Raw genomic sequence first — 23221 nt, 5'->3', positions numbered from 1 at the left:
CTTGGAGGCTGCGAGGTAGAATTCGATCGAGCTGGCGCGTGCCACGCAAGATCCAAGCAAGACGACGTGATTTCTGATCCGGACGGATCAAGAAATATATTTTCCAGGGAGGCTGGCTGCACCTTCTCATGGTTTCGCATGTCGATCATATCCGCGAGATCGAAAGCGTCGGCCTGGGCGCGGCAACCATCCGCGACGCCACGGTGGTGCAAAGCTGGCTGCGCTGCATCAACAAGCACCGATTGGATCCGGCCCAGGCCTGCGAGGCCTATATCGTGCCGGATACCCAATTGCGCGAGCATCGCCAGCAATCGGAAGAACTGATCGCAATCGCTCGCTCCGGTCTCGAAAGCCTGTTCCGCCAGGTGGCAGGGCAAAACTACGTGCTGCTGCTCTCGGACAGAGCCGGGGTAACCGTGGATTTCTACGGAGACCCGCTGTTCGACAACAATCTGCGCAAGGCCGGCCTCTATCTGGGCTCGGAATGGTCGGAATCGCGGGCCGGCACCTGCGCCGTCGGCGCCTGCATAGAGGCCGGCGAGGCCTTGACCATCCATCAGACCGACCATTTCGACAACACCCACACACCCCTCTCCTGCACTGCCGCCCCGATCTACGATATCCAGGGCGGGCTCTCGGCGGTGCTTGACATCTCCCTGCTCTCTTCGCCGATCAAGAAGGCCAGCCAGAACCTGGCGCTGCATCTCGTCTCGGCCACGGTGCGGCGGATCGAGCTGGCCAATCTGATGGCGCAGTCGAGCCGCGAATGGGTGCTGCGCTTCTCGCGTTCCCCGGAATTTCTCGATGTCGATCCCGAAGCCGGCATTGCGATCGACGGTTCCGGCCGCATCATCGGCATGACCAATGGCGGCGCCAAGGTGCTGGCGCGCTCGGGCAATCTCGACTGGCGCGACCCACAAGCCCTGATCGGCCAGCCCCTGTCGCGCTTCTTCGACATGGACATCGACGACCTGCCCGACCTGACGCGCCAGCATCGCCCGCAGGACCGCCTGGTTTTCGCCCGCGACGGCAACGCCCTGTTCGCCCATGCGATCGAGCCCGATATCGCCGTGCGTTCGCCGGTCGGGGCACGCCACGACATTCCCGCCTCGCTGCGCAATCTCAGCGGCGGCGACGGCCAGCTCGCCGCCTTGCAGGCCAAGGTCGCCAAGCTCGCGTCCCGGCCAGTCTCGATCCTCATCCAGGGCGAAACCGGCACGGGCAAGGAATATCTGGCCCGCGCCATCCACGAGGCGAGCGGCCGGACCGGCAAATTCGTGGCCGTGAACTGTGCGGCGATCCCCGAACCGCTGATCGAAAGCGAATTGTTCGGCCATCTGCCGGGGGCCTTCACCGGCGCGGCGCCGAGGGGGCGGATCGGGTTGATCGAGGAGGCCAATGGCGGCACGCTCTTCCTCGACGAGATCGGCGACATGCCGCTGGCGCTCCAGAGCCGGTTCCTGCGGGTGTTGTCGGAGCGGGAGCTGACTCCGGTGGGCGCTTCGCGGTCCAAGCCGCTGGACATAAGGGTGGTCTCCGCCTCCAACCGGCCACTCGAGGCGCTCGCCAGGAACGGCGGCTTTCGCGAGGATCTGCTCTATCGGCTCAATGCCGCGACGCTCGTGCTGCCCGCCTTGCGCGAGCGGTCCGACTTCGTCTGGCTGCTCGACAAGATCCTTGCCAAGCATCGCGTGAACGGCGAGGCGCTGGCGGTCGCGCCGGCAGCCCTGCTCGCGCTCAAGGCCCATCATTGGCCCGGCAATATCCGCGAACTCGACAATATCATCTCGGTCGCCGCCGTTCTGTGCCAGAACGGCGTCATCGAAGTGTGCGACCTGCCCGAAGCCCTGCTGAGGCGGGCGCTACCGCCGAGAACCGAGGAGCCGCACACCCAGAAGGCGGCCCTTGAAGCCGTGCTCGCCAGCTGCAACTGGAACGTCTCGCAGGCGGCACGCAGCCTGGGCGTCGACCGTTCCACGGTGCATCGCCAGATGAAACGCCACGGCCTGAGCCATCGCAACTGATATCGACGCGCCCAACGCTCGACCTGTCATTCCCGGCGCCGCCGCAGGCGGCGGGAAGGGAATCCAGGAACCAAGAGTCGAGCCTACCGCCCCTGGATTCCCTTCCCTCGCCACTTCATGGCTCGCCGGGAATGACAGATCGGCTTTAATGATGCTTGCCCTGACCTGTTGCAACGCCCCTGCCACAGGTGTGGCATCTGTTGCGTGCCATGCAACGGTTGCCTGCGTCCAAGAGGCCTGAAACCGCCCCAGGCCACGGCCTTCCGCCGATTGGCACGGCGATTGCTCTTCCTGCCCAACACCATGCAACAGGGGAGGAAGACAAGGATGAAGGCCCTGCGATTTCATGCCGCCAAGGATCTGCGGCTCGAAGAACTGCCCAAGCCGGGCCAGCCGGCGCCCGGACAGGTTCTGATCCGCAATCGCTTCGTCGGCATCTGCGGCACGGATCTGCACGAATACGCCTATGGTCCCATCTTCATCCCGGTCGAGCCGCATCCTTTCAGCGGCGCCAGCGGCCCGCAGATCCTCGGCCATGAATTCGGCGGGGTGGTCGAAGCGGTCGGCGAAGGCGTCGAGGCGGTGAAGCCCGGCGACCGGGTCTCGGTGCAGCCGCTGATCATGCCGCGTTCGGGCGACTATTTCGCCGATCGCGGCCTCTTCCACCTCAGCCCACAACTCGCCCTCGCCGGATTGAGCTGGGTTTCGGGCGGCATGGCCGACTATGCCCTGCTCAACGACTACAATGTGCAGAAGATCCCAGACGAACTCAGCGACGAAGAAGCTGCCCTGGTCGAGCCAAGTGCGGTAGCCGTCTATGCCTGCGACCGCGGCGGCGTCACCGCCGGCTCGAGCGTGCTGGTGACCGGCGCCGGCCCGATCGGCCTGCTCACCCTCCTCGCAGCCCGGGCCGCCGGCGCCGCACAGCTCTTCGTCTCCGACATCAACGACAAGCGCCTCGCCTTCGCCAAGGCCGCCCTGCCCGATCTCATCACCATCAACCCCAAGCATGACAATCCCGGCGAAGTCGTGCGTGCGCTCAGCGAAGGACAGGTCGGCAGTGACGTGGCGATCGAATGCGTGGGCAACGAGCATGCTCTCAAGGCCTGCCTCGATGCGGTGCGCAAGCAGGGCGTGGTGGTCCAGACCGGCCTGCATCCGCACGAGAACCCGCTTGACTGGTTCCAGGTCACCTTCAAGGATGTCGATATTCGCGGCTCCTGGGCCTATCCCACCCATTACTGGCCGCGCGTCATCCGCCTGATCAGCTCCGGCCTGCTGCCGGCGAACAAGGTCGTGACCCGCAAGATCACGCTCGATAAGGCCGTCACAGACGGCTTCGACGCCCTGCTCGACCCGGCCGGCGAGCAGCTCAAGATCCTGATCGACCTGGCCCGATAACGTCGGATCGCGGTGGCCCGGTTCGAAAAACAGGGAGTTGAAGCAAACAAGCGTTCGTTCTCAGTCCGAAGCAACAGTCTCGACCAACACTATAAAACGGAGGAAACATCATGCTCGATCAAAGCCCGCAGGCCAGGGTGGACGCGGTTCTGGCCAAGTTCGAAAAGGCGCTCGCAAGCGGCGACATCAACGCCGCGGTCAACCTGTTCCAGGAAGATTGCTATTGGCGTGACCTGGTGACCTTCACCTGGAACATCCGCACCCTGGAAGGGCGCGATGCCATCGGCGAGATGCTGAAGGCGCAGCTGGCCGCCATCAAGCCCGGTCATTTCCGCCAGGACGCCAAGGAAGCCGCCAGCGACGGCAATGGCGTGACCGAGGGCTGGTTCGAGTTCGAAACGGAGGCGGCCCGCGGCTATGGCCATATCCGCTTGAAGAACGGCCTGATCTGGACCCTGCTTACCACGATGAGCGAGTTGAAGGGCCATGAGGAACCCAAGGGGTTCCGCCGCCCGATGGGCGCCGAGCACGGCAGCGATCCCACCCGCAAGACCTGGAAGGAGAAGCGCGAATCGGAGGCTTCGGAACTCGGCTTCACCGAGCAGCCCTATGTCGTCATCATCGGCGGCGGCCAGGGCGGCATCGCCCTCGGCGCGCGGCTGCGGCAGCTCGGCGTGCCGACCATCATCGTCGAGAAGAACGAACGACCGGGCGACAGCTGGCGTAAGCGCTATAAATCGCTCTGCCTGCACGACCCGGTCTGGTACGACCACCTGCCCTACATCCCCTTCCCCGACAATTGGCCGGTCTTCGCTCCCAAGGACAAGATCGGCGACTGGCTGGAGATGTATACCAAGGTGATGGAGCTGAACTATTGGAGCTCCACCACCTGCAAATCCGCGAGCTTCGACGAGACCACCAAAGAATGGACGGTGATCGTCGAGCGGGACGGCCGCGAGATCACCTTGAAGCCCAAGCAGCTGGTGCTGGCCACCGGCATGTCCGGCAAGGCCAATGTCCCCAAGATCAAGGGCCAGGATGTCTTCAAGGGCGAGCAGCAGCATTCCTCCCGCCACCCCGGCCCGGACGCCTATCGCGGCAAGAAGGTGGTGGTTGTCGGCTCCAACAATTCGGCCCACGACATCTGCGCGGCCCTGTGGGAAGGCGGCGCCGACGTCACCATGCTGCAGCGTTCCTCCACCCATATCGTGAAGTCGGATTCGCTGATGGAGATCGGGCTGGGTGACCTCTATTCGGAGCGGGCGGTGGCCGCCGGCATGACCACCCGCAAGGCAGACCTGATCTTCGCCTCGCTGCCCTATCGCATCCTGCATGAGTTCCAGGTGCCGGTGTACAACAAGATCCGCGAGAAGGACGCCGAGTTCTACCAGAGGCTGGAGAAGGCCGGCTTCATGCTCGATTTCGGCGACGACGATTCCGGCCTGTTCATGAAATATCTGCGCCGGGGATCGGGCTATTACATCGATGTCGGCGCCTGCGACCTGGTGGCCGACGGCCGGATCAAGCTGGTCAGCGGCGTCGGCATCCGCGAACTGAGCGAAACCGGCGTGGTGCTGGAAGACGGCCGCGAGCTGCCGGCCGATCTCATCGTCTATGCCACCGGCTACGGTTCGATGAATGGCTGGGCGGCCGATCTGATTTCGAAGGAAGTGGCGGACAAGGTCGGCAAATGCTGGGGGCTCGGCTCTGATACCACCAAGGATCCCGGCCCCTGGGAGGGCGAGCAGCGCAACATGTGGAAGCCCACGCAGCAGGAGGCGCTCTGGTTCCACGGTGGCAATTTGCACCAGTCGCGCCATTACTCGCTCTATTTGTCCCTGCAGCTCAAGGCCCGCAAGGAGGCGATCCCGACACCGGTCTACAAGATCCAGGAACGGCATCATCTGTCCTGAGATCGGTGCGGCATCGCCCTGATAGGCATTGTCCAGAAATGACTGAAACGCCGCCTTTGTCATGCCCAGGCTTGACCCGGGCATCCGATGGCTGGTCGGCAATGTCCGGATAGAACCGGATTGTCGGGTCAAGCCCGGCAATGACAAGGCTCCGGCCAATCCGATCCGTTCATGACAGACGAATCCCGAATGCCGGAAGCACAGGGGTGGCCGCAAGCCGCCCCTTTTTCATGGTGTCCCTACTGCCCCCACCCCTCCCGCGCCGACAGGCTGGAGAGGGCGGCCAGGAGATCGGTCTGGGTGACGAGCCCGACAATGTGCTTGTCGGCGTCGACGATCACGACCGCATGAGCGGTGCCGTCGGTAAGGGCGGGCACCAGCCCGAGGGCCGGCGCGTTCGGGGTGGACAAAGTGGGCAGGGTCATGACGTCGCCGACCTGCTTCACCGGACCGGCGAGGTCGCGCAAGCCCACCGTGCCCACCACGCGATCATGGAAGTCGATCACCGGCAGGGTGCGGACATTATGCTCCAGCAAGAGCCTGATGGCGGTCTCGGCACTGGCTTCGGGCTCGATGGTGACGATGTCGCGCGACATGATGTCGGCGCAGGTGAGATCCGCATGCGACCGCGACAGCGCCCGCTGTTCGACCCGCCGCAGCAGGCGGTCGAGGTCCTGCCGGTCGATATCGAAGGTCTCCCCGAGATCGGTCAGCGCCCCCTCGATATCCCCGTCGCGGAAGCCGACACGCAGGGAAGGCGCCGGATCGGCGGTGCCGTGCGTGCTGGCCGGAGCGGGCGCCGGCACATGCGGATAGGGATGGCGGGAGAAGCGGTGGAACAGCCAGCCCAGCGCCACCAGCAGCGCCGAGTTGAGGCAGACCGGGACCAAAGCAAAGCCGAAACCGGCGGCAGCCACGGCTGGCCCGCCGATCACGGCCGTCAGGGCAGCTGCCCCGCCCGGCGGATGCAGGCAGCGCGCCAGCGACATCACCGCAATGGCCAGGCCGACCGCCAGGCCGATGGCCAGCATCGGCTCGTGCACGAATTGGGTGACCGCAATGCCGCACAGCGCCGAGAGCGTATTGCCGCCAATGATGGACCAGGGCTGCGCCAGCGGACTGGCGGGCACGGCAAAAAGCAGCACGGCCGAGGCGCCGACCGGCGCCACGATAAAGGGCAGATGCGGGTCGCGGCCGAAGACCAGCGTGCAGACCAGGCCGGTCAAGGCGATGCCCACGATGGCACCCAGGCTGGCGAACAGCCGGTCACGCAGGGTTGCTCCGGCCAGGATCGGCGAGAACAGTTTGAAGGGAAGAAGCGCCATGGACCCACCCGGCAGACACAGAGGGCGCAGTCCGCCCGCCGCGCGATATATCGCGAAGCGATAGGTGCTTAATAGTTGAGCAGCCGACGTTCAAGGTACGAAAGGACGCAGTGCCCCTGGGAGCGCGCTCAAAATCGATCGAGCCCGCACTCTCCCCTCGCGCAGGCGCTGCAAATCACCTATCTGAGCTGCATGGCATCCGTTACCGGCCCTGAAATCGAACGCCTGATCCAGTTGCTCGCCCGCTTGCCCGGGCTCGGGCCGCGTTCGGCCCGCCGAGCGGCGCTGACGCTGATCAAGAAGCGCGAGCAATTGATGGTGCCGCTGTCCTCGGCCCTGCAGATCGCCTGCGAACGCGTGGTGGTCTGCTCGAACTGCGGCAATATCGACACCTCGGATCCTTGCACCTTGTGTGGTGACCCCCGACGGGAAGACACGCTGTTGGTGGTGGTCGAGGATGTCGCCGATCTCTGGGCCCTGGAGCGGGCCGGTGTGGTCAATGCTCGCTACCACGTGCTCGGCGGCACGCTTTCGCCGCTCGACGGCGTCGGGCCGGAGGATCTCACTATCGACAGGCTGGTCGCGCGCGTTGCCGAGGGCGGCGTGACCGAGGTGATTCTCGCCCTCAACGCCACGGTGGACGGACAGACCACCGCGCACTACGTCACCGACCTTCTGGCCCCAACAGGCGTCAAGGTGACGAAACTGGCGCATGGCGTGCCGGTCGGAGGCGAGCTTGACTATCTCGACGAGGGCACCCTGGCTGCCGCGATCCGGAGCCGGACGCCGTTCTAGACAGGAGCGNCTCATAGCAATGCAATGTTTCCAAGAGCGGACAGGATGTCCGCGCTCCAAGGAGCCACCATGCCCCAGCTCATCGTCACCTACTGGCGCGACATTCCCACCATGGTGGTGGCCAAGCAGGGCCGCACCAGCGCCAAGCGCGAACTGAGCTCGCGCTTCGGCGAGGCCGTCGACATGGCGGCGATGCGCGGCGGTGCTGCCGGTACGGATGATTATCTCGCCGAATTCCATCGCAGCCCCCCGATCGAGTGCGGCGAGGACCTCGAAGCGGAAGTTTCGGCGGCGGCGGCCAAGATCGAGGCGGAATACGACAAGGAACGGTTGGCGGCTCTTGCCAAGAATGGCGGCAAGGAAACTGCCTGATCCGTTCAACGCGAGCTCACGAGCCATGCGCACGCCTGCCGCCTTCGAAGCCACCGGAAAGCCACCGCGCGATGCGAAGAAATTCGCTTTGCGCTTCTGGGCCATCCGCCATTCCGCCGCGATGGAGCGGATCTATGACGGCGTCGAGTGGACGCTGGTCAAGCTCTCGCCCCTGTTCACGGCAATCGGCTGGGAACGGCTGGAAAAACCAGTGGCCAAGGTGGAGAAGCTGGTCAAGTCCAGCCTGTTCGACTGCAAGATGTGCGGCCAGTGCGCCCTGTCCTCCACCGGCATGTCCTGCCCGATGAACTGCCCCAAGGGCCTGCGCAACGGCCCCTGCGGCGGCGTGAGGGCCAATGGTAATTGCGAGGTCTATGCCGACATGCCCTGCGTCTGGGTCAAGGCCTATGAGGGCTCGCGCAACATGGCTGCCGGCAACGCGATCGAGATGCCGCAGGGACCGGTGGATCACCGCCTGAAGGGGCAGTCTTCCTGGCTTTCCGTCGCTCGCGAGAAATCGGGCTACAATGCCCGGATCGCAGCGGAGAAGGCGGCAGCGGCCGCCGCTGCCAAAGCCAAGGCTGCTGCTGAAAAAACTGCCGCGGCAGCCAAATCCACTGCGACAGCAGCCGGCGGAGGCAAGCCATGAGCATCGATACCAGGCGGCCCCATCCCGACGATTTTGGCCCGCATCCGGCCGCGCCCCTGCCCGAACTGCCGGGCCATAGTTCACGCGGGCGTCTCGAGCGCGTGCTGCGCCGCGGTGAATTCGCCGTCACGGCCGAACTCAACCCGCCCGATTCGGCCAATCCCGACGATGTGCTCGAGCGCGTGAAGCCGTTCGAGGGCTGGGTCGACGCCATCAACGCCACCGACGGCTCCGGCGCCAATTGCCACATGTCCTCGGTGGCGATCTGCGCCCTTCTGACCCGGGTCGGTTACTCGCCGGTGTTCCAGATCTCCTGCCGCGACTACAACCGCATCGCCATCCAGGGCAATGTCCTCGGCGCGGCGGCGCTGGGCGTATGCAACGTGCTGTGCCTGTCGGGCGACGGCGTGCAGAGCGGTGACCATCCCGAGGCCAAGCCGGTCTTCGACCTCGATTCGACCGCCTTGCTCTCCACCATCCGCACCATGCGCGACGAGCAGCGCTTCCTGTCGGGCCGCAAGATCACCACGCCACCTGCCGTGTTCATGGGCGCGGCGGCCAATCCCTTCGTGCCGCCCTATGATTTCCGCCCGATCAACCTGGCCAAGAAGATCCAGGCCGGGGCGCAGTTCATCCAGACGCAATATTGCTTCGATGTTCCCCTGCTCGAGCGCTTCATGGCCCGGATCCGCGACATGGGCCTGCACGAGAAATGCTTCATCCTGGTCGGCGTCGGTCCGCTCGCCTCTGCCCGTACCGCCAAGTGGATGCGCTCCAACGTGCCCGGCGTGCATGTGCCCGACGACGTGATCAAGCGCCTGGAAGGCGCGCAGGATCAGAAGGAGGAAGGCAAGCGGCTGTGCATCGACATCATCCAGCAGGTCCGCGAGATCAAGGGCGTCGCCGGCGTGCATGTGATGGCCTATCGCCAGGAAGAATATGTCGCGGAGATCGTGCACGAATCCGGCGTTCTGGCCGGCCGCACGCCCTGGCGCCGCGACATGGAGCCAAGCCCGATCCCGCATGAGGAGATCGTGGCTGCGCAGTAGATCCGCCCCCCAGATACGCGGGCATCACAGCGACATGGTTGCATGTCGCGATGCCCGCGCTCCCGGGAAGAACCGTTATGCCTCCGGCGTCGAGAAGACGCGCAGCCGGTGGCCATCGGGATCGAGCGCGACGAAGGTGCGGCCGAAATCGAGATCGACCGGCTTTTGGGCAACGCGCACATCGCGCGTCTCGATCCATTTGTCGTAGACGGTGTCGACGACCGCAGCATCCGCGACCTTGAAGCCGATCTCGACGCCGCCGGCCGCCGCACCCGGTGCGGGCTCGGCGGTGTGCTTCGACCATAGGCCGAACATCAGGCCGGTTTCGAGGGCGAACAGGGCGAAGGTAGTCTGTGCCTCGATGGGCTCGAGGCCGAGCAGGTCGCGATAGAAGGCGGCGCTGCGCAGCGGGTTGTCGACCATCAGCAGGGCATAGCTGGACTTGAAGGAAGTGGGCATCGTCTGGTTCCTCGGTTGCGGTGAGGAAAGACTAAGGGTTCGCCCTGCCAGTTTTTGTCAGGAGTGAAGGCGATCAGAAGGCGGACGTCGCGACATGCAAGCATGTCGCTGTGACGTCCGCGGTCCCAGCCCTGGCGTTACCAATGCGAACCTTGCGGGGATCACGCGGGACGCATCGCGGCTGGGACCGCGGACGTCTCGTCCGCCTCTTGACCCTTTTCGGCCTGGCCCACCAGCCGCATCAGCCCGTCCCAGGCCCCCGGGGCCGCACCGATCACCCTGCCGCCACGGGCGAGATCACCGTTGACGAGGAAGTTCTCGATCCGGCCACCCGCCTCGCTGATCAGGCAGAGGCCCGCCAGGCAGTCCCAGGCATTCATATGCGGCTCGTAATAGCCGACCAGGCGACCTGCTGCGACATAGGCCAGCATCAACGCGCCCGACCCGTTGCGGATGAACATGCCGCCCTCGTGCAGGAGGGCATTGAGGAAGCCGGTGATGATTTCCGGCGCCACGCGATGGTTGGCCCCTACCCCGAGCACGCCGTCGACCAGACTTCGCTTGTCGGAAAGCCGCAAAATAGTGCCGTTGAGGCTGGCGCCCTGGCCAAGAGCGGCGGCATAGAGCTCGTCGCGCACCGGCGCATAGATCACCCCGACCACGGTCTCTGTACTATGGGTGACCGCGACCGAGACGCACCAGGACGGCAAGCCGAAAACGAAGGGGCTGGTGCCGTCGACCGGGTCCATCACCCAGCAATAGCCGGAGGTGCCTTCAGTGAGGCCATATTCCTCGCCGAGCAGGCTGTCATGCGGGAAAACGGCCGCAATGCGCTCGCGCAATAGCCTTTCGCTGGCCTTGTCGGCTGCCGAGACCACGTCCTGCGCATTGGCCTTGGTCTCGACCGCGAGCGTATCGCGGTCGTTGAAGAAAGACAGCGCCAGCAGGCCGGCCTCCCGGATGATGTCCCTGGCAAGGTCGAGGCGGGCGGCGATGTCGGCGGCGGCAGGCGATGTCATGGGCAATCCGGTATCAACATTCAACAACAAAGGAGAGAGCGCGTCAGCCGCTCATTCAGGCACCAGGGCGAGGCCTCGATCATGCAGGTCGACGCCGATCGGCGTACCCGGCGCAAGCATGCGATCCGTGCCGGAATCGATGAGGAAGATCGGGCCGGCCTTGGTCTCGATCTCATATTCGACATGGTCGCCGAGATAGGCGGCGTGCAGCACCTTGCCCGACAGCATGGCCCCCGCCACCTCACGCAAGGTCATGGCGTTGGGGCGGATGGCGAGTTTGGCAGGGCCGACCGTGAGACCTCGCGCAGCCAGAGCATGCCCTCCCTCGCCGACCCGGATCTCGGCCCGGCCCTCGGCCACGCGCGTCACCTCGCAAGGTACCACATTGGCCTCGCCGATAAAGTCGGCGATGAAGGCGGAAGCCGGTGCCTCGTAGAGCTCGCGCGGCGTTCCGGCCTGGGCGATCCGGCCCTGATGCATGACGATCACCGTATCGGAGACGGCCAGGGCCTCTTCCTGGTCATGGGTAACGTAGACGGCGGTGAAACCCAGGCGCTGCTGCAATTCGCGGATCTCGGTGCGCACCCGCCGGCGCAGCCGGGCATCGAGATTGGAGAGCGGTTCATCAAGCAGCAGCACCTGCGGCTCGACCACCAGGGCACGCGCCACGGCAACGCGCTGCTGCTGACCGCCCGACAACTCGCTCGGCAGGCGCTCGCCATAGCCGGCCAGTCCCACCAATGCGAGGCCATCGGCCGCCTTCTCGCGTGCCTCGGCCTTGCGCAGGCCGGACGATATCAGGCCGTATGCGACATTATCGGCCACGCTCATATGCGGGAACAGCGCATAGGACTGGAACACCATCGAGACGTCGCGCTCATTGGCCGGCAGCGCAGTGACGTCCTTGCCGCCAATGCTGATGCGGCCGGCGCTGGGATGCTCCAGCCCGGCGATCATACGCAAGGTGGTGGTCTTGCCGCAGCCTGATGGGCCGAGCAAGGTCACCAGCGTTCCCGGTTCGATCGTGAGCGACAGATCGGCGATGGCGGTCACCGTACCGAAGCTTTTGCGCACATTCTGAAAGGTGACCGAGCCCGGCCTGATATCGATAGTCATGCCGCCTTCTCCCGGGGTCTGGCTGCGGATTTGGTGGACAGGCCGGCGACACGATCATCGCGGCGCAGCCTGCGCTCGCCGACCAGGGCTTGGAAGCCGCCGATCACGGCGATCATCACCACGATCAGCACGCTGGAATAAGCGATGGCTACGCCATAGCTGCCATTCTCGACGAGACCAACGATATAGGCGGTCGCCATGTTGTACTGGGCGCTGACCAGGAAAATCACGGCGCTGATCGAGGTGATCGAACGCACGAAGCTGTAGACCAGGGCAGCGACGATGGCCGGCCGCAGCAGCGGCAGGATCACCCGCCGTGCCGTGGTGAAGGAGTTCGCCCCCAGCGTCAGCGAGGCCTCGTCGAGGCTGCGGTCGATCTGGCTCATCGCCGCCACGCCGCCGCGCACGCCGACCGGCATGTTGCGGAAGACGAAGCATACGATCAGGATCAGCGCCGTGCCGGTCATCTCCACCGGCGGCAGATTGAAGGCGAAGACATAGGAAACGCCGATGATGGTGCCGGGGATGGCGAAGCTCATCATCAGGGCGAATTCGAACACGGAGCGCCCGGCGAAGTTCTGGCGCACGATCAGGTAGGCGGTGATGAGGCCGACCACCGCTGTCAGCGGCGCCGAGATCAGGGCGATCTCCATCGTGGTCCAGAACGAGCCCCAGGCGACGCCGCTCCACAGTATCGAGCCCTGGTCGAAGGTCACCGCAAAGGCGCGGATGTAGTGCTCCAGCGTGAGGCTGTGGTCGAGCCCCCAGGTCTTCACGAAGCCGCCGAACAGGATCATGGCATAGACCACCAGCGTGAAGGCGCCCCAGGCGCAGACCACGCCGATGGAAAGCGTGGCGACGCCGCGGCTGAGGCCGGCATGCTGGCCGGAATCGCCCTTGCCGGTGACGGTGGTGAAATTCCTGCCGCCGAGCCAGAGCCGTTGGGCGACGAAGGCGGTGAGGGTGAAGGAGAGCAGGATCAGGGCAAGCACCGCCGCCCGCGCCGGATCGGTCTGCGCGCCGACCACGGCGAAGAAGATCTCGGTGGAGAGCACGCCATGGCTGCCGCCCAGCACCATCGGATTGCCGAAATCGGCCAGGCTCTCGATGAAGCCGACCAGGAAGGCATTGGCGAGGCCCGGCCGCATCAGCGGCAGTGACACCGTGACGAAAGTGCGCCAGCGGTCGGCCTTGAGCGTCTGGGCGGCCTCCTCCATGGCGGGGCTGACGCCCTGTACCACGCCGATCAGCACCAGGAAGGCGATCGGCGTGAAGGAGAGCACCTGCGCGATCCAGATGCCGGTGAGGCCGTAGAGCCAGCGGCCGGGCGGAATGTCGAAGAGGTAGGCGAGGCCCTGGGTCACCACGCCCGAGCGCCCGAACAGCAGGATCAGAGCGAGGCCCACCACGAAGGGCGGCGTGATGATCGGCAGGATGGTGAGCAGCCGCAGCGCCCGCTTGAAGGGAAAGCGGGTCCGCGTCGCCACCAGGGCGAAGGCGAGGCCCAGCAAAGTGGAGCCGGCGCCGGTCGCGATGGCCAACGTCAAAGTGGACCAGGCGACACCGCAGCGCCCGCTACCGGTGAGGCAGCGCAGGGTCCAAATCGAGGGATCGGTCAGCGTCTTGAGGAAGCCGGCGGGATCGAAACTGCCATCGATGCCCTGGAAGGCACCGGCTAGCACCATGCCGACCGGATAGAACACGAAGGTGGCGACCAGAGCGATCAGGATGGTGATCGCCGATACCACGAAGGCATCGCCCCTGAGAACGCCGCGCTCGGCGAGGCCGAAGCTGAACAGCAGCAGGAAGGCCGTCAGCAGCGTGGCCGCGCCGGCACCGAACGCCTCCTGCCCCGAGCCGAGCGCGCCGAACCAGGTTTCGAAACCCGGCCAGCGCCAGCCCGAATAGGCGATGGCAAAGCCCTGCAGGACCATGATGGCGGCACCGGCAAGGCCAGAGGCGACGAGCAGCCGGGCTCGTGCTAGCGGCTGGGTGGTAAAACGGGCCAGCACGGCCGGCGCCAACGCCAGCAGCGGCAAAGCGAGCCACCAGCGTCCGTGCAGCACCAATTGCAGCAGGCCGGGAGCCGCCTTGGCGCCGGCCGGGTAGTCACTCAGGCCTGCGATCGAGAACAGGCCGGCTTCGAGCCTGTACCAGGGCAGGATCGCCAGGCCGAGAACGGCCAAGGCGAGCACCCAGTCGAGGCGGCGATTGCGCCTGTTCATGGCGAGACCTTTCGGGAAGGGGAATTCCTGGGACCGCTGGCGATGTGCACAAATAACTCCATCGCGACCTTTGTCATTGCCGGGCTTGACCCGGCAATCCAGACCCTTCCGGCTATGGCGTTTTTGCGATTTGAGGGCGTCATCAAGAATCGCAAAAACGTGTCCAAACAAAGAGTTAGAGTAAGCGTTCACACATGAACGCGTTTTGCTCTAGGGAAGCGGGACCATTGGATGCCCGGGTCAAGCCCGGGCATGACAAAGGCAGCGCTTTAAGTCATTTCGCGCCGCCCCTTAGACGAAAAGCCTAGTTGGCGTTGGCGCCGATCTCGCGGTCCCAGCGTTCCAGGAGCGCCTTGCGGGTCACGGGCTCGCCGAACTTCTTGAAATCGTAGTCGATCAGCTTGATGTCCTCGAAGCGCGGGGCCTGGGGTGGCAGTTCGGCATTCTTGTTGGACGGAATCTGGAAGGACTTGGCATCCTTCATCAGCGACTGGATCTCCGGCTTGAGGGCCCAGTCATAGAATTTCTTGGCATTGTCGAGATTGCGCGCGCCCTTGATGATGCTCATCGAGCCGATCTCGTAGCCGGTGCCCTCGCAGGGCGCCACGGTCTTCACCGGGAAGCCCTCGGCCGTCATGGTCACCGCGTCATGCATGAAGACGATGCCGACGGTGGTCTCGCCGCGTGCCGCCGCCTTCACCGGGGCCGAGCCCGACTTGGTGTATTGCGAGACATTGGCATTGAGCTTGGTCAGGTACTCGAAGGCCTTGTCCTCGCCCATGATCTGCACCAGCGAGGCCAGCGCCGTATAGGCCGTGCCCGAGGAGTTGGGATTGGCCATCTGGATTTCGCCCTTGAAAGAAGGATCGGCGAGATCGGCCCAGCACCCCGGCGCCTTCAGCTTCTTCTGGGCAAGGAGGTCGGAATTGTAACCCCAGCCGAGTGCGCCGGCATAGACGCCTACGGTGCGGTAGCCGGACTGCTCGGCCTGGCGCTTGGCCCAATCCTGGAGCTGATCGAGCAGCGGGGACTTGTATTCGAGGGTGAGGCCTTCCTGGGCAGCCTGCAGATGCGGGTCGCCGGTACCGGCCCACCAGATATCGGTCTTGGGATTGGCGGCCTCGGCCCGAATCTTGGCATAGGTCTCGCCCGAGGACAGGCGCACCATGTTGACGCCGATGCTGCTGTCCTTCTCGAACCTGTTCTTGAGCAATTCGCAAACGGCGACATCCGCCGCGCAGATCAGGTTCAGCGAGCCCTCCGCCTGGGCAGCGGCCGGGAGCATGGCGGCAAGGATCGCGACGGCAGCGAGTGTCTTCTTCATGGGTTTCCTCCGGACGGCATGCTGTTCTGCTTGTTTTGCACGCGTGTGCAAAAGCTGCATCAGCGCGATCGCCCTGTCAATCCCGAATACAGCATCGAAATTTGCCGGCATATGCACATGAACCGGGAAAAGCCAGCGGCAGCGCTTGCACGTGACTGCAAGGGCGTGCAACCTCCTCGTCCCTATTCGACCGGCTCCTGTCATGAAACCAGCCCGCTCCTTCGTCAGTGCCGAGGAAGTCGCCAGACTGGCCGGCGTTTCCCGTTCGGCCGTGTCCCGCGCTTTCACGCCGGGCGCCAGCGTCTCGGACGAAACACGCAAGCGCGTGATGGAGGCGGCCCAGAATTTGGGCTACCACGTCAACCATCTCGCCCGCGGGCTGATGCGCCAGCAAAGCGGCATCGTCTGCCTGATCGTCTCCGACGTCGACACACCGTTCCAGTCGCGCCTGGCCCGGAACCTGATCGGCCGGCTGCAGCAGGCGGGCAAGGTTGCCATGGTGATCAATTCCTCCGGTTCGCCCGAAGCCGTGGCCGGCGCGGTGCGCCAGACCCTGAACTACCGGGCCGACGCCACGGTGGTGCTTTCGGGCACGCCGGACAGGGCCATCGCCCGTACCTGCCTCGACCACGGCCAGGAACTGATCCTGATCAACCGTGACCAGGATTTCGACGAGGCGCATACCATTACCGTCGGCAACCAGGACGCCGCCCGGCAGGCCGTGCTGGCCTTCCAGCGCGCCGGTTGCCGGCGCCTGGCCTGCGTCACCTCGCAGGCAGGCACCCCCAGCCTCGCCGAACGCGAGCAGGCCTTCCTCGACGCTGCCCGCCAGGCCGGCTTCGAGCCGATCCATTGGCGCCAGGGCCGTACCAGCTACGAAGCCGGCGCCGAAGCGGCACGCGCCTTGTTCACCCGGCAGGTCACGCCCGACGCTACCTTCTGCATCAACGACCTGATGGCATGCGGCTTCGTCGATGCCGCCCGCAAGGAATTCGGCCTGCGCGTGCCCGAGGATCTATGCGTCATCGGCTTCGACGACATCGAGCAGGCCGGCTGGCGAGCCTATGACCTCACCACCTTCGCCCAGCCCATCGATCGCATCGCCGACAAGGTCGCCGAACTGGTGCGCGACGGCGTTGGCGGCCGCTCCGGCGGCACGATCGGTCAGGGTACGCGAACCTGCCTCGACGTGCCGTTGATCTGGCGCGGCACCGTGCGGGCGCCCGATCTGTCGCAACAGGACGGCTGACCACTGTCATCCCGTGCGCGCTGCGGCGCGAAGCGCTGCCGCACAGTCGGACCAAACCGAAGGTTCGGTTCGGGGATCGCATCCGGAAGGCGGTTCGTTCCGATCACGCTCCCGCACCCGCAGCGCACCACTCCGTGCTGTACTGCGTGCGATATGACCTAGAAAGCCAGGGGATTGTCGGTCAGGGCCGCACGATCGGGAGCATCCAGGCGCGGTTCGTCGCAGAAGGCCGCGAAGAGGTCCTCGATACCCCGCCGATCGAGGTCGCGGCCAATCACCACGATGCGGGTGCGCCGGTCGAGGCTCGGCCAGGCATCGAGGCGTTCCGGCGGCGCGAACCAATGCTGGACCCCATGCAGGACCACCGGCCGCCCGGGATCGTCGGCAAGCTTCACCAGCGCCTTGAAACGCAACAGGCCTTCGCCGAAACGCTCGCGCAACTCGTCGATGAAGGCGATGAAACGCCCCGGCTCCAGGACCTTGTCCGTCTCCAGTGTGAAGGAAGCGATCGAGGCATCATGGGCCGAAAAGACGGGACGGGTGCCGACGGCGGCTCCCCCGCTCGGAAATTCGGGCTCATCGAGCAGTTCCGCGGCGCCGGCATCCGGCATGAGGTCGATGGCGGCACGCGGATTGAGCGCCTGCAGCCTCGCCATGAAAGCCGTGGCGTCGCCGGCGAGGTCGGTCTTGCTGACCAGGATCCGGTCCGCAACCGCAAGCTGGGCGACGGCCTCGGCATGCTGGTCGAGCAACGCCTCCCCTCTCAGTGCATCGGCCACCGCGATGACACCGGCGAGGACATAGCCCGCCGCCGCCAGTTGCGGCGCCATCAGCGTCTGCAGCACGGGTGTGGGATGGGCAAGCCCCGTCGTCTCGATCACCACACGCGCGAAAGGCGGCAGCTCGCCCGATGCCCGCCGCGCCGCGAGATCGGCCAGCGTGTCGAGAAGATCGCCGCGCAGGCTGCAGCACAGGCAGCCGGAGGACAGCAGCACGACGCCATCGCCCGATTTTTCGACCAGCAGGTGGTCGAGCCCGGCCTCGCCATATTCGTTGATCACCACGGCCGTGTCGGCCAGGGCAGGATCTTTCAGGAGGCGATTGAGCAGCGTCGTCTTGCCGGCCCCAAGAAAACCCGTGAGCACGAAGGCGGGGATGCGGGGCGACGTCATGCCGAAACGACCTTTCTGCGACTTTCCATCAGCACCGATGCCACCACGGCGATGAGCACCAGCGTGCCGCCACTGACTTGCTGAGGCGTCAGATGCTCGTCGAGCACCTGTGTCGCCAGCAGGATCGAGGCGACGGGCTCGGCGCAGAACACCAAGCCCAGCGCTGCCGGTGGCGTCAACCGTGCCGCCGTCAAATGGACCACAAAAGCCAGGACGAACAGGCCGATATGCAGGCCGACCGGCACCGCAGCCGCAACCAGCACGGACGGCGAGGCGAGGCTGCCGCTGGCCAGGCAGGCGGCGAGCGCCACCGGAATCAGGATCAGCTGCGTCCAGAACCCGGCAATGGCGGGGCTGACGCCGCGCGTCGCCCGAGCGGCGCAGAAGAACTGCAAGGCGGCGGCCGCCGCACCCGTCAGGGCCAGCGCCAGGCCCCGCCAGTCCAGCGCGCCGAAATCGGCGCCGAGCGCGATGACGAGTCCGACAAAGGCAAGGGCGAAGATGGCGAGACGCGCCAGCGTCAGCCTTTCGCCGTCCACCAGCGGGCTGGCGACCAGGATGAGCAGGGGATAGGTGTAATAGAGGATGGTGGCGATCCCGACCGGGATGAAGGCGACCGAGGAAATATAGCAAAGGCCGACGAAACTGGTGGCGATGCCCAGACCCAAAACCGGCAGGCGCCAGGGCCGGGCCACGGCCAGCGTGCCGCTTTGGGCGAGGCCCAGGCCGCCAAGCAGCGCCACCAGCAGAAAGGCCCGGTAGAACACCACCGTCGGCCCGCTGGCACCGGCCTCCGCGGCGAGTTTGGCGTAGGGTACATTGGCGCCATAGCACAGCGCCGCAAGCAGCCCGAGGCTCAATCCGGTCAGGATGGTGTTGTTCGACATTGAGAGGCGGTCCGGCGCGTACCCGCCCAGCGCGGGTTTTCGGTCAAGCTCTGAACAGGCACGTTCTCGTCCCGACTCGGGTCATCCAGGCGAGAAACGCTCCAGCTTGTCATAGCCGGGCTTGACCCGGCTATCCAGGGGCCGCACCGGGCTGAAGCGTTTTGCGATTTGGCGGAACCACCAAGAATCGCAAAGACACATCGGAACAGGGGGTTAGAGCAAATGAGCGTTCACGCTTGAACACACTTTGCTCCAATGTCGGTGGTCGCGATGTTTGACTTATGTGTCATTGCGAGCGCAGCGAAGCAATCCAGGAGCCATGGCTACCGCCTGTTCGGGCTGTGGATTGCTTCGGTGCGCTCGCGATGACGATACCTGATCGGTCAATCATCAATACCGTTGGTATAGGGCTGGATTGCCGGCTCAAACCCAGCCATGGCAAAGGTCGTGTGAACTCGAAGACGCTGAATTGAGCTGCACGGGGCCTCGCCCCCTACCCCTCGTGATGCGCCTTGCGCTTGGGCGGTTTGGCAGGAGTCTTGGGCAGCGTCTTCGGCTTGCTGTCGGCGGCCTTCTTCAGGTTCTTGCGCCCCTTGTTGAGCTTGGAGTCGGTGAGCTGATCGGGCACCGCCAGGGACTTTCCGGGGTCGGCATAGCCGGCGGCCGTCACGCCCTTCTTGCTGGCGAGTTTGCTGGCCGGCAGTGCTTTCGCAGGCTTGGGCGGCAGATCGGCGAGAATGGGCGTATTGGGCAGGCTGTAGATCGGGCGCCGGGGGCCGAGATAGGGGCCGACCGCAATGGGCGGTGCCGTCACCCAGCTCGCCAGCAGCGGGCTGGGTTCCGGCGCGGGTGCAGGCGCTGCCGGACTGCCGGGCTGCACTTCGGCGGTGTCGGCACTCTCCGCCGCTCCCGAACCGCCCTTCTTGCGCGAGCAGGCAATGTCGCGGATGTCGGTCGGGCCGGGATAGGCCGAGGCCGGGAGTTGGGTGGCGAGCGGCGCCTTGGTGAAGAAGCCGCCGCCCGAATTGGTGTAGTTGGCCTCGAACAGAGCCACCGCCTGGTTGGTGCGCTCCTTGGGCGTCGGCGCACCCATGATCACCGTGATCAGCTTGCGGCCATTGCGGGTGGCCGTCGCCACCACATTGAAACCGGCGGCGCAGATGAAGCCCGTCTTCATGCCGTCGGTGCCGGGATAGCGATAGACCAGCGCATTGTGGGTGCGCATGACCCGGCTGCCGGACTGGATGGTCTGGATCTGGAACAGCGAGGCATATTGCGGAAATTGCGTGATGATGGCGTCGGCCATCACCGCCATGTCGCGCGCCGAGGTGATCTGGCGCGGATCGGGCAGGCCGTTGGGATTGACCCATTGGCTCTGGGCCATGCCCAGCGCCCGCGAATTGGCGTTCATTTCGGCGGCGAAGGCATCCACCGAGCCGGATACCCCTTCGGCCAGGGCCACCGCGATGTCATTGGCCGAATGCACCACCAGCATTTTGAGGGCATCGTCGATGGTGATCATCGTGCCGACCGGATAGCCCATCTTGGAAGGCGCCTGCCTGGCGGCGAGCGGTGAAATCGCGATCGGCGTTCCCAGATCGACGCGCCCGGCCTTGATGGCCTTGAACACCGTATAGGCTGTCATCAGCTTGGTGAGGGAGGCCGGATACCAGGGCCGGGTTGCATCCTGCTGCTGCAGGACCCGCCCGCTCGCGGCATCGACGACGATGGTGGGGTTTGCCATGGGATTGGAACGCGCAACGCTTGCGGCGAGTCCGAGGGCCAAGCTGGCCACGAGCGTGGTTGTGATTGCGCGATTCGTAATACCCATCAGTTCCTCTTTCGGCTGCAGCGGCGGCGACACATCGACCTCAAGGGGGGCAATTTAATGACCGCCGGGTGATTTGGCATGCAGGCATTGGCAGGCGCGCAGTATCGCGGCAAAGCCTTAACGGATCAATGCGGGCAGGAAGACAGGTCGGCTGCGTCGTTTCGGCAGGAAAGATGGCTCGTTCGGCGGGTATAGTCCCGGGAGCACGGACGGAGGCGGTCCGCGCTCCCGGCTGGTCTCGTCCCTTCAGGCGTCCTGCTGCCGGAGAACGGCTTGCAACACGTCCTTGACGCCGATGGCGCCGACAAAGCGCTCTTGGTCGTCGAACAGGGCGACAGGGGCCGTGTTGGATCGATGCATGGCCAGCATCACCGTCTTGAGCGAGGTACCGGGGCTGGCCCAGTAGCAGGGGTGTTCCCCGTCAGCCACCGGTTTTTCGCATTCGGAGCAATGCACCCAGGCGCCATGCACGCCGTCGCGCTCGGCTTCCACGACATGGCCGCCGTCATCGAGCCGGAAGCGCGTGGTCTGGCGGGTATCGAGCCAGATCCAGCCATCCTCGCCGCGATGGAGATCGCGTGCGTCCTGCATGACATGCCAGGCGGTGAGCACGCTGAGCGGGTTCACATTGGCGATGAATTCCTGGACATAGTCGTTGGCCGGGCGCAGCACGATATCCTCGGGCCGGCCCGACTGCACGATGCGCCCGCTCTCCAGGATCGTGATGGTGTTGCCGATCTTGAGGGCTTCCTCGAGATCGTGGCTGACGAAGATGATGGTCTTCTTCAGTTCCTTCTGCAGCTGCAGCAGCTCGTCCTGCAGCTTCGTGCGGATCAGGGGGTCGAGCGCCGAGAAGGGCTCGTCCATCAACAGGATCGGCGCCTCGGTGGCGAAGGCACGGGCAAGGCCGACGCGCTGCTGCATGCCGCCCGACAGCTCATGGGCGAACTTCTTTTCCCATTGCTTGAGGTGGACCAGCTCCAGCTGCTTGTCGACCTTGGCCTTGCGCTCGGCCTCGGGCACGCCGGCCAATTCCAGACCGAAGCCGACATTCTCCGCCACTGTCCGCCAGGGCAGGAGGCCGAACTGCTGGAACACCATGGCGACGGAATGCTGGCGGACATGGCGCAGGGTCTGCTCGCTGCAGCTGACCACGTCGACCATCTTGTTGTCGGACTTCACCAGCACCTGGCCGCGTGTCACCTTGTTGAGGCCGTTGACGGCGCGCATCAAGGTCGATTTGCCGGAACCCGACAGGCCCATCAGCACGCTGATCTCGCCTTCCTGAACGGTGAGGTTGCCATCGGCGCACCCCAGCACCGCGCCGGTCTTTTCCAGGATCTGGGCGCGGGTGGCACCGGCGTCGAGCAGCTTGATGGCTTCGGCCTGACGGGATCCGAAGATGATATCGACATTCTTGAAATCGACGGCGACGCTCATCAATGCGCTCCCTTCACTCGGCACAGACGATCCAGCACGATCGCCAGGATAACGATGCAGGCACCCGCTTCGAAGCCACGCGGAATGTTGAACTGGCCCATGGCGCGCACGACGTCGACGCCGAGGCCTTCGGCACCGACCAGGCCGGCGATGACCACCATCGACAGGCTGAGCATGATGCATTGGGTGACACCGGCCATGATGGTGGGCATGGCATGCGGCAGTTCCACCTTCCACAACAGCTGGCGCTTGGTGGAACCGAAGGACTCGCCGGCCTCCTTAAGTGCGACCGGCGTGGAGGTGATGCCCAGATAGGTCAACCGGATCGGCGCAGGCAGGGCGAAGATCAGCGTGGCGATCAGGCCTGGGGCGGCGCCGAGGCGGAACAGCGCCACCATTGGGATGAGATAGACCAGGGTGGGCAGGGTCTGCATCATGTCGAGGACGGGATGCAGCACGGTATAGAGCTTGGGACGGTGCGCCGCCATCACGCCGAGCGGGATGCCAATGGCCATGGCGACGGCGGCCGACCAGAACACCAGTGAGACCGTCTTCATGGTCGCGGCCCAATAGCCCTGGTTCCAGATGAACAGGCAGCCCAGCACGATGAACAGGCACAATTGCCAGGAACGGTGCCGCCACCACGCCAGGGCAACGACGAGCACGATGACGACGATGGGCGGCGGGTAGACCAGCAGCGCGGAGGTGCCGTTGACGATGAACTCGATGCTCAGGCGCAGCGGATCGAACAGCCAGGTGGTGCAGTATTTCTGCAGGAACTCGATGACGAGCTGCATGAACTTGCCGAATGGCAGCTTCGTATCCGTCACCCAATCGAACATCATATCCCCCGCGCTATGGCGTTTTGCGATTTGACGGAATCGGCAGGGATCGCAAAGACGCGTCGAACCAAAGAGTACGAGCAAAAGGGTGTTCACACCGAACGCGCTTTGCTCCGGGTCGCGGGCCGT

The 23221-nt window shown here is 65.1% G+C and carries 19 protein-coding genes; 8 read left to right on the top strand and 11 right to left on the bottom strand.

Annotation, left to right across the window (positions count from 1 at the left end; all coding sequences use genetic code 11):
* Positions 1-128: 128 nt before the first annotated feature.
* The 3 genes from ACTJKX_RS11320 (at position 129) to ACTJKX_RS11310 (ending at position 5338) form a co-directional block, all read left to right on the top strand.
* Complete coding sequence (locus ACTJKX_RS11320) at positions 129-2024, top strand: sigma-54-dependent Fis family transcriptional regulator (RefSeq protein ID WP_440725316.1); 1896 nt, start codon at positions 129-131, stop codon at positions 2022-2024.
* A gap of 327 nt (positions 2025-2351) precedes the next feature.
* Entirely contained in the window at positions 2352-3425 is a 1074-nt protein-coding gene (locus tag ACTJKX_RS11315) for a 2,3-butanediol dehydrogenase (protein ID WP_440725315.1), read from the top strand.
* Positions 3426-3535: 110 nt separating this feature from the next.
* On the top strand, positions 3536-5338 hold the full coding sequence (locus ACTJKX_RS11310; RefSeq protein WP_440725314.1) for an NAD(P)-binding domain-containing protein: 1803 nt from the start codon (positions 3536-3538) through the stop codon (positions 5336-5338).
* A gap of 239 nt (positions 5339-5577) precedes the next feature.
* On the opposite strand, the gene ACTJKX_RS11305 is transcribed toward ACTJKX_RS11310, so the two are convergent.
* Positions 5578-6663, bottom strand: coding sequence for an HPP family protein (locus ACTJKX_RS11305; RefSeq protein WP_440725313.1), 1086 nt, complete (start codon positions 6661-6663; stop codon positions 5578-5580).
* 192 nt (positions 6664-6855) lie between these two features.
* Between ACTJKX_RS11305 and recR the strand changes: the two genes are divergently transcribed.
* The 4 genes from recR (at position 6856) to ACTJKX_RS11285 (ending at position 9528) form a co-directional block, all read left to right on the top strand.
* Entirely contained in the window at positions 6856-7458 is a 603-nt protein-coding gene (gene recR, locus ACTJKX_RS11300; protein ID WP_311934669.1) for a recombination mediator RecR, read from the top strand.
* A 69-nt stretch (positions 7459-7527) separates the two neighbouring features.
* Complete coding sequence (locus ACTJKX_RS11295; protein ID WP_311934668.1) at positions 7528-7830, top strand: virulence factor; 303 nt, start codon at positions 7528-7530, stop codon at positions 7828-7830.
* Positions 7823-8479 carry a methylenetetrahydrofolate reductase C-terminal domain-containing protein gene (locus ACTJKX_RS11290; RefSeq protein ID WP_440725375.1) on the top strand — a complete coding sequence of 219 codons (657 nt, stop codon included), beginning with the start codon at positions 7823-7825 and terminating at the stop codon, positions 8477-8479. The genes ACTJKX_RS11295 and ACTJKX_RS11290 overlap by 8 nt, the downstream gene beginning before the upstream one ends.
* Entirely contained in the window at positions 8476-9528 is a 1053-nt protein-coding gene (locus tag ACTJKX_RS11285) for a methylenetetrahydrofolate reductase (RefSeq protein ID WP_367626107.1), read from the top strand. Before ACTJKX_RS11290 ends, ACTJKX_RS11285 begins: the two co-directional genes overlap by 4 nt.
* 75 nt (positions 9529-9603) lie before the next feature.
* Here ACTJKX_RS11285 and ACTJKX_RS11280 read toward each other — a convergent pair whose 3' ends face one another.
* From ACTJKX_RS11280 to ACTJKX_RS11260, 5 genes are all read right to left on the bottom strand, one after another.
* Positions 9604-9987, bottom strand: coding sequence for a VOC family protein (locus ACTJKX_RS11280; protein WP_440725312.1), 384 nt, complete (start codon positions 9985-9987; stop codon positions 9604-9606).
* Between the two features lie 161 nt (positions 9988-10148).
* Positions 10149-11006 (bottom strand): inositol monophosphatase family protein, encoded by an 858-nt coding sequence (locus ACTJKX_RS11275; RefSeq protein WP_440725311.1) that lies wholly within the window; start codon positions 11004-11006, stop codon positions 10149-10151.
* Positions 11007-11057: 51 nt separating this feature from the next.
* Positions 11058-12122 (bottom strand): ABC transporter ATP-binding protein, encoded by a 1065-nt coding sequence (locus tag ACTJKX_RS11270; RefSeq protein WP_440725310.1) that lies wholly within the window; start codon positions 12120-12122, stop codon positions 11058-11060.
* Positions 12119-14347, bottom strand: coding sequence for an ABC transporter permease (locus ACTJKX_RS11265; RefSeq protein ID WP_440725309.1), 2229 nt, complete (start codon positions 14345-14347; stop codon positions 12119-12121). Before ACTJKX_RS11265 ends, ACTJKX_RS11270 begins: the two co-directional genes overlap by 4 nt.
* A 304-nt stretch (positions 14348-14651) precedes the next feature.
* Positions 14652-15671, bottom strand: a complete 1020-nt coding sequence (locus ACTJKX_RS11260; protein WP_440725308.1) for an ABC transporter substrate-binding protein — start codon at positions 15669-15671, stop codon at positions 14652-14654.
* Positions 15672-15873: 202 nt separating this feature from the next.
* Between ACTJKX_RS11260 and ACTJKX_RS11255 the strand changes: the two genes are divergently transcribed.
* Positions 15874-16920, top strand: a complete 1047-nt coding sequence (locus tag ACTJKX_RS11255; RefSeq protein ID WP_440725307.1) for a LacI family DNA-binding transcriptional regulator — start codon at positions 15874-15876, stop codon at positions 16918-16920.
* A gap of 158 nt (positions 16921-17078) precedes the next feature.
* Here the strand turns inward: ACTJKX_RS11255 and ACTJKX_RS11250 are convergent, their stop codons facing one another.
* From ACTJKX_RS11250 to choW, 5 genes are all read right to left on the bottom strand, one after another.
* Positions 17079-18092, bottom strand: coding sequence for a CobW family GTP-binding protein (locus tag ACTJKX_RS11250; protein WP_440725306.1), 1014 nt, complete (start codon positions 18090-18092; stop codon positions 17079-17081).
* The gene (locus ACTJKX_RS11245) at positions 18089-18979 is read right to left on the bottom strand and encodes a DMT family transporter (RefSeq protein ID WP_394311093.1); all 891 of its coding nucleotides are present in this window, start codon (positions 18977-18979) and stop codon (positions 18089-18091) included. Before ACTJKX_RS11245 ends, ACTJKX_RS11250 begins: the two co-directional genes overlap by 4 nt.
* Before the next feature lie 493 nt (positions 18980-19472).
* Positions 19473-20810, bottom strand: coding sequence for a D-alanyl-D-alanine carboxypeptidase family protein (locus ACTJKX_RS11240; protein ID WP_440725305.1), 1338 nt, complete (start codon positions 20808-20810; stop codon positions 19473-19475).
* A gap of 246 nt (positions 20811-21056) precedes the next feature.
* Positions 21057-22250: a choline ABC transporter ATP-binding protein gene (choV, locus tag ACTJKX_RS11235; protein ID WP_311934656.1), complete on the bottom strand. Its 1194-nt coding sequence runs from the start codon at positions 22248-22250 to the stop codon at positions 21057-21059.
* Positions 22250-23080 carry a choline ABC transporter permease subunit gene (gene choW, locus ACTJKX_RS11230; protein WP_311934655.1) on the bottom strand — a complete coding sequence of 277 codons (831 nt, stop codon included), beginning with the start codon at positions 23078-23080 and terminating at the stop codon, positions 22250-22252. The genes choV and choW overlap by 1 nt, the downstream gene beginning before the upstream one ends.
* Positions 23081-23221: the final 141 nt, after the last annotated feature.

The organism is Labrys sp. 22185, from assembly GCF_052045555.1.
Taxonomy (GTDB): Bacteria; Pseudomonadota; Alphaproteobacteria; order Rhizobiales; family Labraceae; genus Labrys; species Labrys neptuniae.
The sequence above is the reverse complement of the archived record's forward strand: the minus strand, read 5'-3'. Positions and strand labels throughout refer to the sequence as shown.

Coding starts and splice junctions, on each gene's coding strand:
- ACTJKX_RS11320 (WP_440725316.1), top strand. CDS start 129: ATGGTTTCGCATGTCGATCATATCCGCGAGATCGAAAGCGTCGGCCTG.
- ACTJKX_RS11315 (WP_440725315.1), top strand. CDS start 2,352: ATGAAGGCCCTGCGATTTCATGCCGCCAAGGATCTGCGGCTCGAAGAA.
- ACTJKX_RS11310 (WP_440725314.1), top strand. CDS start 3,536: ATGCTCGATCAAAGCCCGCAGGCCAGGGTGGACGCGGTTCTGGCCAAG.
- ACTJKX_RS11305 (WP_440725313.1), bottom strand. CDS start 6,663: ATGGCGCTTCTTCCCTTCAAACTGTTCTCGCCGATCCTGGCCGGAGCA.
- recR (WP_311934669.1), top strand. CDS start 6,856: ATGGCATCCGTTACCGGCCCTGAAATCGAACGCCTGATCCAGTTGCTC.
- ACTJKX_RS11295 (WP_311934668.1), top strand. CDS start 7,528: ATGCCCCAGCTCATCGTCACCTACTGGCGCGACATTCCCACCATGGTG.
- ACTJKX_RS11285 (WP_367626107.1), top strand. CDS start 8,476: ATGAGCATCGATACCAGGCGGCCCCATCCCGACGATTTTGGCCCGCAT.
- ACTJKX_RS11280 (WP_440725312.1), bottom strand. CDS start 9,987: ATGCCCACTTCCTTCAAGTCCAGCTATGCCCTGCTGATGGTCGACAAC.
- ACTJKX_RS11275 (WP_440725311.1), bottom strand. CDS start 11,006: ATGACATCGCCTGCCGCCGCCGACATCGCCGCCCGCCTCGACCTTGCC.
- ACTJKX_RS11270 (WP_440725310.1), bottom strand. CDS start 12,122: ATGACTATCGATATCAGGCCGGGCTCGGTCACCTTTCAGAATGTGCGC.
- ACTJKX_RS11265 (WP_440725309.1), bottom strand. CDS start 14,347: ATGAACAGGCGCAATCGCCGCCTCGACTGGGTGCTCGCCTTGGCCGTT.
- ACTJKX_RS11260 (WP_440725308.1), bottom strand. CDS start 15,671: ATGAAGAAGACACTCGCTGCCGTCGCGATCCTTGCCGCCATGCTCCCG.
- ACTJKX_RS11255 (WP_440725307.1), top strand. CDS start 15,874: ATGAAACCAGCCCGCTCCTTCGTCAGTGCCGAGGAAGTCGCCAGACTG.
- ACTJKX_RS11250 (WP_440725306.1), bottom strand. CDS start 18,092: ATGACGTCGCCCCGCATCCCCGCCTTCGTGCTCACGGGTTTTCTTGGG.
- ACTJKX_RS11245 (WP_394311093.1), bottom strand. CDS start 18,979: ATGTCGAACAACACCATCCTGACCGGATTGAGCCTCGGGCTGCTTGCG.
- ACTJKX_RS11240 (WP_440725305.1), bottom strand. CDS start 20,810: ATGGGTATTACGAATCGCGCAATCACAACCACGCTCGTGGCCAGCTTG.
- choV (WP_311934656.1), bottom strand. CDS start 22,250: ATGAGCGTCGCCGTCGATTTCAAGAATGTCGATATCATCTTCGGATCC.